Below are 12,588 nucleotides of genomic sequence, written 5' to 3' on the forward strand. Positions count from 1 at the left end.
GGATGAAGACACAACGTATTTTTGTGGCGGGCCATCGCGGGATGGTGGGGGCCGCCATCGTCAGACAACTGGCGCAGCGAGATAACGTAGAACTGGTGCTGCGTACTCGCGACCAGCTTAATCTGCTGGACGCCGGTGCGGTGCAGGCGTTCTTTGCCGCTGAACGTATTGACCAGGTTTATCTGGCGGCGGCAAAAGTGGGGGGGATTGTGGCGAACAATACTTATCCTGCTGATTTTATTTATGAAAATATGATGATTGAGAGCAACATTATTCATGCAGCGCATCTGCATAACGTGAATAAACTGTTGTTCCTCGGGTCATCCTGTATTTATCCCAAGCAAGCTACCCAGCCAATCGCCGAAAGTGAACTGTTGCAGGGGACACTTGAACCGACCAATGAGCCGTATGCGATAGCCAAAATTGCCGGTATCAAGCTATGTGAATCGTATAACCGACAGTATGGCCGTGATTATCGCTCGGTGATGCCGACCAATCTGTACGGACCGCATGACAACTTTCATCCGAGTAATTCGCATGTGATCCCGGCGCTGCTGCGTCGCTTTCATGAGGCTCGCGAGCAAAATACGCCGGATGTGGTGGTGTGGGGAAGTGGGGCGCCAATGCGTGAATTTCTGCATGTCGACGATATGGCGGCGGCCAGTATCCACGTGATGGAGCTGGCTCAGGAAGTGTTGCAGGAATATACCCAACCAATGCTGTCGCATATCAACGTGGGCACCGGTGTGGACTGCACCATCCGTGAACTGGCCCAGACCATCGCACAGGTTGTGGGTTACAAGGGGCGCGTGGTGTTTGACGCCAGCAAACCGGACGGCACGCCGCGCAAATTGCTCGATGTTACGCGTCTGCATCAGTTGGGCTGGTATCACGAGATATCTCTGGAAGCGGGGCTTGCCAGTACATATCAGTGGTTCCTTGAAAACCAGCAGCGTTACCGGGGGTAAGCATGTTTTTACGTCATGAGGATTTTGCCACTGTTGTACGTTCAACTCCGCTGATTTCCATCGATTTGATCGTGGAAAACGCCCAGGGCGAATTTCTGCTTGGCAAGCGCCTCAACCGTCCGGCGCAGGGGTACTGGTTCGTGCCCGGCGGTCGGGTGCAAAAAGATGAACCGCTGTGCGCGGCTTTTGAGCGGCTTACTGAAGCTGAGCTGGGGTTACGTTTACCGCTGTCCGCTGCAGAGTTTTACGGGGTCTGGCAGCACTTCTATGACGACAACTTTTCCGGGGAAGATTTCTCAACGCATTACATCGTGCTGGGATTTCGTCTGCGGGTGTCGGAAAACGACCTGCAACTGCCTGACGTTCAACATGACGCGTACCGCTGGCTGGCAATTGAAGAGATTCTGGCCAGTGACCACGTGCACGACAACAGCCGGGCTTACTTCTGTGAGAAGAGTCAGGCCGGAGTACCCGGGCTATGAAGATCCTTGTGTATGGCATCAACTATTCGCCGGAGTTGACCGGTATCGGTAAATACACCGGTGAAATGGTGGAGTGGATGGCGCAACAGGGGCATGACGTACGGGTGATCACCGCGCCGCCTTATTATCCGCAGTGGAAGGTCAACGGTCGCTATTCATCCTGGCGCTATCGTCGTGAAGAAGGCGATGCCATCGTCTGGCGTTGCCCGCTGTATGTGCCTGAACAGCCCTCTACGCTCAAGCGCTTGCTGCATTTAGGCAGTTTCGCCCTGAGCAGTTTCTTCCCGCTGCTGGCGCAGCGCCGCTGGAAGCCGGATCGCATCATTGGGGTAGTGCCGACGCTGTTTTGTACGCCGGGAATGCGCCTGCTGGCGAAGCTGTCCGGGGCGCGCACGCTGCTGCATATTCAGGATTACGAAGTCGATGCCATGCTGGGGCTTGGCATGGCGGGAAAAGGCAAGCGTGGCGCGGTGGCAAAACTGGCCAGCGCCTTTGAGCTCAGTGGGCTGTTGAATATGGATCATATTTCGACCATTTCTCGCTCAATGATGAATAAAGCACAGGAAAAGGGCGTTGATGCACAGAAGGTCATTTTCTTTCCGAACTGGTCAGAAGTAGCGCGTTTTCGCGACGTGAACGCCGCCGAGGCTCTGGCGTTGCGCCAGCAGCTGGGCTTGCCTGATGGTAAAAAGATCATTCTCTACTCTGGCAATATTGGTGAAAAGCAAGGGCTGGAGAGTGTGATCGACGCAGCGGACCTGTTGAGCGAGCGGCCCTGGCTGTTTGTGATTGTCGGGCAGGGCGGGGGTAAAGCGCGGCTGGAGAGTATGGCCAGCGAACGCGGCCTGAACAATGTGATGTTCTTTCCGCTGCAATCTTATGACGCCCTGCCGGCGTTGCTCAAGATGGCGGACTGTCATCTGGTGGTACAAAAACGCGGTGCGGCGGATGCCGTACTGCCCTCCAAACTGACCAATATCCTCGCCGTTGGTGGTAATGCGGTTATTACCGCCGAGCCTGAAACCGAGTTGGGTCAGCTGTGTGACACGCATCCGGGTATTGCGGTGTGCGTGGAACCAGAGTCGGTAAACGCGCTGGTTAGTGGCATTCAACAGACGCTGATGATGCCAAAAGTGAACACGGTGGCACGTGATTATGCCGAACGCACGCTGGATAAAGAAAACGTGCTGAGCCAATTTATTGCAGATATTCGGGGTACATGATGAGTCAAAGCAAACTCTTTCCGGTGGTAATGGCCGGTGGCTCGGGTAGCCGTTTATGGCCTCTGTCCCGCGTGTTGTATCCAAAGCAGTTCCTGTGCCTGAAAGGCGATCTCACTATGCTGCAGACAACGATTTGTCGTCTGAACGGCGTGGAGTGCGAAAGTCCGGTGGTTATCTGTAATGAACAACACCGTTTCATCGTGGCGGAACAGCTACGACAACTGCACAAGCTGACTGAGAATATTATTCTCGAACCCGCCGGGCGCAATACTGCACCGGCGATAGCGCTGGCCGCGCTGGCGGCAAAACGTCAAAGTCCGGGGGAAGATCCGCTGCTGTTGGTATTGGCGGCCGATCACATGATTGCCGATGAAGAGGCATTTCGCGAGGCGGTTCACAATGCAATGCCGTATGCCAGCGCGGGTAAGCTGGTGACGTTTGGTATCGTGCCGGACCAGCCGGAGACCGGCTACGGCTATATACGTCGCGGCGAGGTTTCGCCGACCAATACCGACGCCGTGGCTTTTGAGGTGGCGCAGTTTGTTGAAAAGCCCAATCTGGAAACCGCGCAGGCTTACGTGGCGAGCGGCGACTACTACTGGAACAGCGGCATGTTTCTGTTCCGGGCCGGGCGCTATCTGGAAGAACTGAAAAAATATCGCTCCGACATTCTTGAGGCCTGCGAAAACGCCATGAGTACGGTTGATCCCGATCTCGATTTTATCCGCGTTGATGAACAGGCGTTTCTCGCCTGCCCGGAAGAGTCTGTGGACTATGCGGTAATGGAACGTACGGCCGATGCGGTGGTGATGCCCATGAACGCAGGCTGGAGCGATGTTGGCTCCTGGTCATCGCTGTGGGAAATCAGCGCCCATACCGCTGAAGGTAATGTGCATCATGGTGACGTCATTAGCCATAAAACGGAAAATAGCTACGTGTATGCCGAGTCTGGCCTGGTGACGACCGTCGGGGTGAAGGATCTGGTGGTGGTGCAGACCAAAGATGCGGTGCTGATCGCCGATCGCAACGCGGTGCAGGACGTCAAAAAAGTGGTGGAGCAAATTAAAGCTGACGGACGTCATGAGCACCATATTCACCGTGAAGTTTACCGTCCATGGGGCAAGTACGACTCTATTGATGCCGGAGACCGTTACCAGGTGAAGCGGATTACCGTTAAACCCGGTGAGGGATTGTCCGTGCAGATGCATCATCACCGGGCTGAACACTGGGTTGTGGTGGCTGGTACCGCGAAGGTGACAATCAATGATGACATCAAACTGCTCGCTGAAAACGAGTCTGTCTATATTCCGCTGGGGGCGACCCATTGTCTGGAGAACCCGGGGAAAATTCCGCTCGATCTGATTGAAGTGCGTTCCGGATCTTATCTCGATGAGGATGATGTGGTGCGGTTTGCGGACAGATACGGGCGTACCTGATGCCGGATGCGCTGCGCTTATCCAGCCTACAACACCGTAGGCCCGATAAGCGAAGCGCGCCGGGAAATGCATTTAACACTCATTAAAAGGCTCATTAAGAGTCAGGGCCTCCTGTTGCCTGAAGAAGGGTAAATCATGACGAAATTAACCTGTTTCAAAGCCTACGATATTCGCGGCAGGCTGGGCGAAGAGCTGAATGAAGATATCGCTTGGCGGATTGGTCGCGCTTATGGCGAGTTCCTGAAGCCTAAAACGATTGTCCTCGGCGGCGATGTGCGCCTGACCAGTGAGACGCTGAAGCTGGCGCTGGCGAAAGGACTACAGGATGCAGGCGTGGATGTGCTGGATATTGGTATGTCGGGCACCGAAGAGATTTATTTTGCCACCTTCCACCTGGGCATTGACGGCGGTATTGAAGTGACCGCCAGCCATAATCCGATGGATTACAACGGCATGAAGCTGGTGCGGGAAGGGGCACGGCCCATCAGCGGAGATACCGGTCTGCGCGACGTGCAGCGCCTGGCGGAAGCCAATGACTTCCCGATGGTTGATGAGACAAAACGTGGCCGCTACCAGCGCATTACTACCCGCGATGCCTACATTGATCACCTGCTGGGTTACATCAATCCCGCCAACCTGAAACCGATGAAGCTGGTGCTCAATTCCGGCAACGGCGCGGCAGGCCCGGTGGTTGACGCCATTGAAGCCCGTTTTAAGGCGCTGGGCGTGCCGGTCGAGTTCATCAAAATTCACAACACGCCGGATGGCAACTTCCCCAACGGTATTCCCAACCCTCTGCTGCCGGAGTGTCGGGCAGACACGCGTAACGCGGTGATTGAACACGGCGCGGATATGGGGATTGCCTTCGACGGTGATTTTGACCGCTGCTTCCTGTTCGATGAAAAAGGTCAGTTCATTGAGGGCTACTACATTGTCGGTCTGCTGGCGGAAGCGTTTCTGGAGAAGAATCCGGGGGCGAAAATTATCCACGACCCACGCCTGTCCTGGAACACCGTGGATGTGGTGACGGCGGCAGGCGGTAAACCGGTGATGTCTAAAACCGGGCACGCGTTTATCAAAGAGCGGATGCGCCATGAAGATGCCATTTATGGTGGCGAAATGAGCGCGCACCACTATTTCCGCGATTTTGCCTATTGCGACAGCGGAATGATCCCGTGGCTGCTGGTGGCGGAACTGCTGTGTCTGAAAGGACAGTCGCTGGGCGAACTGGTCCGTGACCGGATGGTGGCCTACCCGGCGAGTGGTGAAATAAACAGTACGCTGGCAGAGCCGACGGCAGCGATTGCGCGCGTGGAGCAGCATTTTTCTCGTGAGGCGCTGTCGGTGGACAGAACGGACGGTATCAGCATGTCGTTTGTCGACTGGCGCTTCAATTTACGCTCTTCCAATACCGAACCGGTGGTGCGCCTGAACGTGGAATCGCGCGGAGATATTCCGTTGATGGAAGCGCGAACGCGCACTCTTCTGGCGTTACTGAATCAGTAATGCTGGTGCTTCCTTTGCCCGATTCTGGGCAAAGGGTGACTAACAGGAACCACGATGACACATCTAAAAAAGCGCGAACGCGCCAAAACCAATGCGTCGTTAATTTCGATGGTGCAACGCTTTTCAGATATCACCATCATGTTTGGCGGGTTGTGGGTAATCTGCGAATTAAGCGGTTTGCCTTTCCTGTACATGCACCTGCTGGTGGCGCTGATCACGCTGGTCGTTTTTCAGATGCTCGGTGGCATAACGGATTTTTATCGCTCCTGGCGCGGTGTCAAAATTTCCACTGAGCTGGTGCTGTTGCTGCAAAACTGGACGCTGAGTCTGATTTTTTGCTCAGGTCTGATCGCCTTTAATAACGATTTTGATAACCGTCTCGCCGTCTGGCTGGCGTGGTATCTGCTATCCAGTGTTGGCCTGGTGTTGAGCCGTTCGTTTATTCGCTACGGCGCGGGATGGTTGCGTAATCGCGGGTATAACACTCGCCGGGTGGCGGTGGCAGGGGACCTGCCCGCGGGACAAATGCTATTGGACAGCTTTCGCCATGAACCGTGGCTGGGATTTGAAGTAGCAGGTGTCTATCACGATCCTATCCCTGGAAAAAACTCCCGCGACTGGGCCGGTAATCTGCAACAGCTGGTGGATGACGCCAAAGCCTCACGTATTCATAACGTTTATATCGCCATGTCGATGAGCGATGGCGCCAGCGTCAAAAAACTGGTGCGCGAGCTGGCCGATACAACCTGTTCAGTGATCCTTATTCCTGATGTCTTTACCTTCAACATTTTGCATTCACGAATTGAAGAAATGAACGGCATTCCGGTGGTGCCGCTGTATGACACGCCGCTCTCGGGGATTAATCGTCTGTTAAAGCGCGCGGAAGATATCGTGCTGGCTTCACTGATCCTGCTGCTTATTTCCCCGGTGCTGTGTGGCATAGCGCTACTGGTAAAACTGACCTCCAAAGGACCGGTGATTTTCCGCCAGACCCGCTATGGCATGGACGGCAAACCGATCAAAGTCTGGAAGTTTCGTTCGATGAAAGTGATGGAAAACGACGCGGTGGTGACGCAGGCGACGCAAAACGATCCGCGCGTTACCCCTGTGGGGAATTTCCTGCGCCGAACGTCGCTCGATGAACTGCCGCAGTTTATTAACGTGCTGACCGGGGGCATGTCTATCGTCGGGCCACGCCCGCATGCGGTGGCGCATAACGAACAGTACCGCCAGCTGATCGAAGGGTACATGTTACGCCATAAGGTGAAACCGGGTATTACCGGCTGGGCGCAAATCAACGGCTGGCGCGGTGAAACCGATACGCTGGAAAAAATGGAAAAACGTGTGGAATTTGATCTCGAGTACATTCGCGAGTGGAGCGTGTGGTTTGATATCAAAATTGTTTTTCTGACGGTATTCAAAGGCTTTGTCAACAAAGCGGCGTATTAACATGAGCTTACGAGAAAAAACGCTGAACGGCGCAAAGTGGTCGGCGATTGCCACGGTGATCATCATTGGTCTGGGGCTTATCCAGATGACCGTCCTGGCGCGGATTATTGATAACCACCAGTTCGGGTTGTTAACCGTGGCGCTGGTGATCATCGCGCTGGCCGATACGCTGTCTGACTTTGGTATCGCCAACTCAATTATTCAGCGCAAAGAGATAGGCTATCTTGAACTGACCACGCTGTACTGGCTCAACGTTGGGCTGGGTATCGTGGTATGCGTGGCGATGTTTCTGCTGAGCGAGACGATTGCCCATGTGCTCAATAACCCAGAACTGGCACCGCTCATCAAAACTTTATCACTGGCGTTTGTGGTGATACCGCACGGACAGCAGTTTCGCGCGCTGATGCAAAAAGAGCTGGCCTTCAACAAAATTGGCATGATTGAAACCAGTTCGGTGCTGGCCGGTTTTACCTTCACCGTAGTCAGTGCCCATTTCTGGCCGCTCGCGCTGACGGCCATTCTAGGGTATCTGGTGAACAGTACGCTACGTACGCTGCTGTTCGGCTATTTTGGTCGCCGGATTTACCGTCCGGGGCTGCATTTTTCGCTGGCATCCGTTTCGTCGAATCTGCGTTTTGGTGCGTGGTTGACGGCAGACAGCATCATCAATTACATCAATACCAACCTTTCCACGCTGGTTTTAGCCCGCACGTTGGGAGCTGGCGTGGCGGGCGGATTCAATCTCGCCTGGAATGTGGCGGTTGTCCCCCCGATCAAACTGAACCCGATTATCACCCGCGTGCTGTTTCCGGCGTTTGCCAAAATCCAGGACGACAGCGAAAAGCTACGGGTGAATTTTTACAAGCTGCTGTCGGTGGTTGGGATTATCAACTTCCCGGCGCTATTGGGACTGATGGTGGTGTCGAATAACGTGGTACCGCTGGTATTCGGTGAGAAGTGGAATGGCATTATCCCCATCCTGCAACTGCTGTGCATTGTTGGGCTGCTGCGCTCGGTGGGGAATCCAATAGGATCGCTTTTGATGGCGAAAGCGCGGGTTGATATCAGCTTCAAATTCAATGTGTTCAAAACCTTTCTGTTTATTCCGGCCATTTTCATCGGTGGGCATCTGGCGGGGGCGATTGGCGTGACGCTGGGCTTTTTGCTGGTCCAGGTGATTAACACAGTCCTCAGCTATTTCGTGATGATTAAACCTGTTCTTGGCCCCAGCTACCGCCAGTACATGCTCAGTCTTTGGCTGCCGTTGTATCTCTCCTTGCCAACCCTTGTGGTGAGCTATGCGCTGGGCGTAATGCTGCATGGCCAACTGTCGTTGGGCGTGTTGTTGGGGAGCCAGATAGCGGCAGGGGCGCTGGCGTTTGCGCTAATGATAGTGCTGTCGCGTCATCCGCTGGTGGTGGAAATAAAACGCCAGCTCTGTCGTAGTGAAAAAATGAAAACCTTGCTCCGTGCAGGATAAGAACAACGCTTTAAGAGGTCATAATGAAACTATTAATTTTGGGCAACCATACCTGCGGGAACCGAGGGGATAGCGCGATCCTGCGCGGTTTGCTGGATGCCATTAACGCGTTGCGTCCTGAGACTGAAGTGGATGTTATGAGCCGTTACCCGGTGAGCTCTTCGTGGTTGCTGAACCGCCCGGTTATGGGCGATCCGCTGTATTCGCAGATGAAGCAACACAACAACGCAGCGGGTGTTATGGGGCGCGTGAAGAAGGTGCTGCGTCGTCGCTATCAGCACCAGGTACTGCTCTCGCGTGTTACCGACTCCGGTAATCTGCGCAATATCGCTATCGCCCAGGGCTTTACCGATTTTGTTCGTTTGTTGTCGCGCTATGACGCCATCATCCAGGTCGGTGGATCGTTCTTTGTCGATCTGTATGGTGTGCCGCAGTTTGAACATGCGTTGTGTTCGTTTATGGCGAAAAAACCGTTGTACATGATTGGTCACAGCGTGGGGCCATTCCAGGATGAGCAGTTTAATCAACTGGCGAACTACGTGTTTGGCCACTGTAATGCATTGATTTTACGTGAATCTGTCAGTCTGGATCTGATGAAACGCAGCGCAATTACCACGGATAAAGTCGAAACAGGCGTGGATACGGCCTGGCTTGTCGACAATCATCATGAGGGTTTTGAGCCAGGTTATGCGGTACAGCACTGGTTAGACATGGCGGCTAAACAGAAGACCGTTGCCATTACATTGCGTGAGTTGGCTCCTTTTGATAAGCGTCTGGGGACAACGCAGCAGGCCTATGAGCAAGCCTTTGCTGGGGTGGTGAACCGCATCCTCGATGAAGGTTACCAGGTGATTGCACTGTCAACCTGCACCGGTATTGATAGTTACAACAAAGATGACCGCATGGTGGCGTTAAACCTGCGCCAGTATGTTAACGACCCGGCCCGATATCACGTGGTGATGGATGAACTTAACGATCTGGAGATGGGGAAGATTCTGGGGGCATGCGATCTGACGGTGGGCACTCGGTTGCACTCGGCCATTATCTCGATGAATTTTATGACGCCAGCCATCGCCATTAACTACGAGCATAAATCGGCAGGGATCATGCAACAGTTGGGGTTGCCGGAGATGGCTGTCGATATTCGCCATCTGCTCGATGGCAGCCTGGAAGGAAAGGTCGCCGATACCCTCGGACAGTTACCTGATCTGAACATACGACTTGGGGACGCTGTGACACGCGAACGCGAACGCGGGGTACGCATGGTGCAGTCGGTTTTAACGCGTATTGAGGGGGAAAAATGAAGATTGGCTTTTTCCTGCTTAAATTTCCTCTCTCTTCTGAGACCTTTGTACTCAATCAGATAACCGCATTTATCGATATGGGCTACGACGTGGAGATTGTCGCTTTGCAGAAGGGCGATCTTGAAAATACGCATGCCTCATTTAATACCTACCGGCTGGGTGAAAAAACGCGCTGGTTGCTGAATGAACCGGAAAGCAAACTGGCGAAGCTGAAATATAGGGCGGCGGCGGCTCTGCACGGTCTCACCCGCGCAGCGACCTGGAAAGCGCTTAATGTTGCACGCTATGGCGAGGAAGCGCGCAATCTGATTTTGGCGGCCATTTGCGGTGGGAATCCGCGGGCGTTTGAAGCGGATGTCTTTATTGCTCATTTTGGGCCAGCAGGCGTAACGGCCGCCAAGCTGCGAGAGCTTGGGATGATCCGCGGAAAAATCGCCACGGTATTTCACGGCGTCGATGTTTCGCATCGGGATGTGCTTACCCGCTATACCCCTGAGTATCAGCAGCTGTTTCAACGTGGAGATTTGATGTTACCCATCAGCAATCTCTGGGCCGGACGTTTAAAAAACATGGGATGCCCGCCGCATAAAATCGCGGTTTCGCGTATGGGTATCGACATGACGCGTTTTACCCCTCGCCAACTGAAAGCACCAGCTGCAGCGCTGGAAATTATCTCTGTCGCCCGGTTAACCGAGAAAAAAGGACTGCACGTCGCCATCGAAGCCTGTCGTCAGTTAAAAGAGCAGGGCGTTTCATTTCGTTATCGCATTCTGGGTATCGGCCCTTGGGAGCGTCGTTTACGCACACTGATCGAGCAATATCAACTCGATGACGTGATTGAGATGCCCGGCTTTAAGCCCAGCCATCAGGTGAAGGAGATGCTTGAGCAGGCGGATGTATTTTTACTGCCGTCGATTACCGGAAGAGACGGCGATATGGAGGGGATCCCGGTGGCGCTGATGGAGGCGATGGCGGTAGGTATTCCGGTGATTTCAACTGTTCACAGTGGGATCCCTGAGCTGGTCGAGTCGGGCAAGTCTGGCTGGCTGGCACCGGAAAACGATGCGCAGGCCCTGGCAGAGCGTTTAGCGGCATTTAGCCTGCTCGACAGTGAGCAGGTACAGCCGATTGTGCAGTGTGCGCGCGAAAAAATTGAAACTGAATTTAATCAGTTAGCGATCAATAAACAGTTAGCCAGTCTGCTGCAAACGATGTAAATCGAGGCCGTATGTCAGAGAACAAACTCTCACGCCGTACTTTTCTGACGGCAGGCTCTGCGCTTGTCGTACTGCATTCTCCCGTTGTCCGGGCGCTTGAATCATCGGACAGTGTTAACATTCAGGATTACAACCCAAAGGATTGGGTCGCTTCTTTCCGGCAGGCGTTCAAAGAAGGACAAACGGTAGTCGTACCATATGGACTGGAATGTAAGGATCTCAATACCGCTATCGTTATTCCTCCTGGCAAAACGCTACACCTGCAAGGCAGAATCAGCGGCAATGGCCGTGGTCGCTTTGTTCTGCAGGATAGATGTAAGGTAGTGGGTGAGCAGGGGGGGAGCCTGAGGAATGTTACCCTCGATGTGCGCGGTTCAGACTGTGTGATAAAAGGGATTGCCATGAGTGGTTTTGGCCCAGTGACACAAGTCTATATCGGCGGCAAAACACCGAGGCTGATGCGCAATCTGATTATCGATGATATTACCGTCACGCGCGCCAACTATGGGATCCTGCGTCAGGGCTTTCATAACCGGATGGATGGCGTAAAGATTACAAACTGCCGTTTTAGCGATCTACAGGGAGATGCCATTGAGTGGAATGTGGCGATCAACGACAGCAACATCCTCATTTCTGACCATGTCATTGAACGTATCAACTGTACCAATGGCAACGTGAACTGGGGCATCGGCATTGGGCTGGCGGGCAGTACCTATGACAATACCTATCCCGATGAACTGGCGGTAAAAAACTTTGTCGTGGCGAATATCACCGGCACTGACTGTCGACAGTTAATCCATGTAGAGAACGGCAAACATTTTATCATTCGTAATATCACCGCACGAAATATTACCCCAGATTTTAGTAAGAAAGCAGGCATTGATAATGCAACGGTTGCTATTTATGGCTGCGATAATTTCGTGATTGATAATATCAATATGGAAAATAGCGCAGGTATGCTCATTGGCTACGGTGTTATTAAAGGACGATATTTATCCATCCCGCAGAACTTTAAGTTAAATAATATCCATCTGGATAACACGAAACTTGAATATAAATTACGCGGCATTCAGATCTCATCAGGTAATGCAACGTCGTTCGTGGCCATCACCAACGTGGAGATGAAGCGAGCCACACTTGAGTTGCACAACCAACCGCAGCACCTTTTTTTACGTAACATCAGAGTGATGCAGCAATCCGCAACAGGACCCGCGCTCAAGATGCACTTCGATCTGCGCAAGGACGTACGCGGTAAGTTTATGGCTAAGCAGGACACCTTGCTATCACTGGCGAATATCCATGCGGTAAACGAAAGCGGGCAAAGTTCAGTTGACATTGACCGGGTAAACCATCAGGTGGTGAATGTCGAAGCGGTGAATTTTCGACTGCCGGGGCAGGGGAGGTAACTTTGCGACCATTCCTGGCAAAAGTTGTACCCGCCTGGGATTAAGATTACTGCATTCCGCAGCTAAGCGGCGTAACATACGCGGCATCGGAGTAATGTAATTCATACTGGCTAAAAC

Annotated in this window: 10 protein-coding genes; all 10 read left to right on the forward strand. The window is 53.2% G+C overall.

The window, feature by feature from the left end:
• Positions 1-2: 2 nt before the first annotated feature.
• The 10 genes from fcl to wcaM all read left to right on the forward strand — a co-directional run bounded on the left by fcl (position 3) and on the right by wcaM (position 12,471).
• The gene (gene fcl, locus SK38_RS02585) at positions 3-968 is read left to right on the forward strand and encodes a GDP-L-fucose synthase (RefSeq protein WP_048235026.1); all 966 of its coding nucleotides are present in this window, start codon (positions 3-5) and stop codon (positions 966-968) included.
• A 2-nt stretch (positions 969-970) separates the two neighbouring features.
• Positions 971-1,450, forward strand: coding sequence for a GDP-mannose mannosyl hydrolase (locus tag SK38_RS02590; protein WP_048235028.1), 480 nt, complete (start codon positions 971-973; stop codon positions 1,448-1,450).
• Positions 1,447-2,673 carry a colanic acid biosynthesis fucosyltransferase WcaI gene (gene wcaI, locus SK38_RS02595; protein ID WP_048235031.1) on the forward strand — a complete coding sequence of 409 codons (1,227 nt, stop codon included), beginning with the start codon at positions 1,447-1,449 and terminating at the stop codon, positions 2,671-2,673. Before SK38_RS02590 ends, wcaI begins: the two co-directional genes overlap by 4 nt.
• Positions 2,673-4,109 (forward strand): mannose-1-phosphate guanyltransferase, encoded by a 1,437-nt coding sequence (gene cpsB, locus SK38_RS02600; protein WP_048236398.1) that lies wholly within the window; start codon positions 2,673-2,675, stop codon positions 4,107-4,109. The genes wcaI and cpsB overlap by 1 nt, the downstream gene beginning before the upstream one ends.
• 135 nt (positions 4,110-4,244) lie before the next feature.
• Positions 4,245-5,615 carry a colanic acid biosynthesis phosphomannomutase CpsG gene (cpsG, locus tag SK38_RS02605; RefSeq protein ID WP_048235033.1) on the forward strand — a complete coding sequence of 457 codons (1,371 nt, stop codon included), beginning with the start codon at positions 4,245-4,247 and terminating at the stop codon, positions 5,613-5,615.
• A 54-nt stretch (positions 5,616-5,669) separates the two neighbouring features.
• Positions 5,670-7,064 (forward strand): undecaprenyl-phosphate glucose phosphotransferase, encoded by a 1,395-nt coding sequence (gene wcaJ / locus SK38_RS02610; RefSeq protein WP_048235036.1) that lies wholly within the window; start codon positions 5,670-5,672, stop codon positions 7,062-7,064.
• Between the two features lies 1 nt (position 7,065).
• On the forward strand, positions 7,066-8,544 hold the full coding sequence (wzxC, locus tag SK38_RS02615; RefSeq protein ID WP_048235037.1) for a colanic acid undecaprenyl disphosphate flippase WzxC: 1,479 nt from the start codon (positions 7,066-7,068) through the stop codon (positions 8,542-8,544).
• A 23-nt stretch (positions 8,545-8,567) separates the two neighbouring features.
• Positions 8,568-9,848, forward strand: a complete 1,281-nt coding sequence (wcaK, locus tag SK38_RS02620; protein WP_048235040.1) for a colanic acid biosynthesis pyruvyl transferase WcaK — start codon at positions 8,568-8,570, stop codon at positions 9,846-9,848.
• A complete protein-coding gene (wcaL, locus tag SK38_RS02625; RefSeq protein ID WP_048235041.1) occupies positions 9,845-11,065 on the forward strand; it encodes a colanic acid biosynthesis glycosyltransferase WcaL in 1,221 nt (406 codons plus the stop codon). Before wcaK ends, wcaL begins: the two co-directional genes overlap by 4 nt.
• Positions 11,066-11,076: 11 nt before the next feature.
• Positions 11,077-12,471 carry a colanic acid biosynthesis protein WcaM gene (wcaM, locus tag SK38_RS02630; protein ID WP_048235043.1) on the forward strand — a complete coding sequence of 465 codons (1,395 nt, stop codon included), beginning with the start codon at positions 11,077-11,079 and terminating at the stop codon, positions 12,469-12,471.
• The last annotated feature ends 117 nt before the right edge of the window (positions 12,472-12,588 follow it).

Source organism: Citrobacter sp. MGH110, assembly GCF_001037515.1.
Taxonomy (GTDB): domain Bacteria; phylum Pseudomonadota; class Gammaproteobacteria; order Enterobacterales; family Enterobacteriaceae; genus Citrobacter; species Citrobacter portucalensis.

Excerpts from the sequence above, each read along its gene's own strand:
- SK38_RS02590 (WP_048235028.1), top strand. The coding sequence starts at position 971 with ATGTTTTTACGTCATGAGGATTTTGCCACTGTTGTACGTTCAACTCCG.
- fcl (WP_048235026.1), top strand. The coding sequence starts at position 3 with ATGAAGACACAACGTATTTTTGTGGCGGGCCATCGCGGGATGGTGGGG.
- wcaL (WP_048235041.1), top strand. The coding sequence starts at position 9,845 with ATGAAGATTGGCTTTTTCCTGCTTAAATTTCCTCTCTCTTCTGAGACC.
- wcaJ (WP_048235036.1), top strand. The coding sequence starts at position 5,670 with ATGACACATCTAAAAAAGCGCGAACGCGCCAAAACCAATGCGTCGTTA.
- cpsB (WP_048236398.1), top strand. The coding sequence starts at position 2,673 with ATGAGTCAAAGCAAACTCTTTCCGGTGGTAATGGCCGGTGGCTCGGGT.
- wcaI (WP_048235031.1), top strand. The coding sequence starts at position 1,447 with ATGAAGATCCTTGTGTATGGCATCAACTATTCGCCGGAGTTGACCGGT.
- cpsG (WP_048235033.1), top strand. The coding sequence starts at position 4,245 with ATGACGAAATTAACCTGTTTCAAAGCCTACGATATTCGCGGCAGGCTG.
- wcaK (WP_048235040.1), top strand. The coding sequence starts at position 8,568 with ATGAAACTATTAATTTTGGGCAACCATACCTGCGGGAACCGAGGGGAT.
- wzxC (WP_048235037.1), top strand. The coding sequence starts at position 7,066 with ATGAGCTTACGAGAAAAAACGCTGAACGGCGCAAAGTGGTCGGCGATT.
- wcaM (WP_048235043.1), top strand. The coding sequence starts at position 11,077 with ATGTCAGAGAACAAACTCTCACGCCGTACTTTTCTGACGGCAGGCTCT.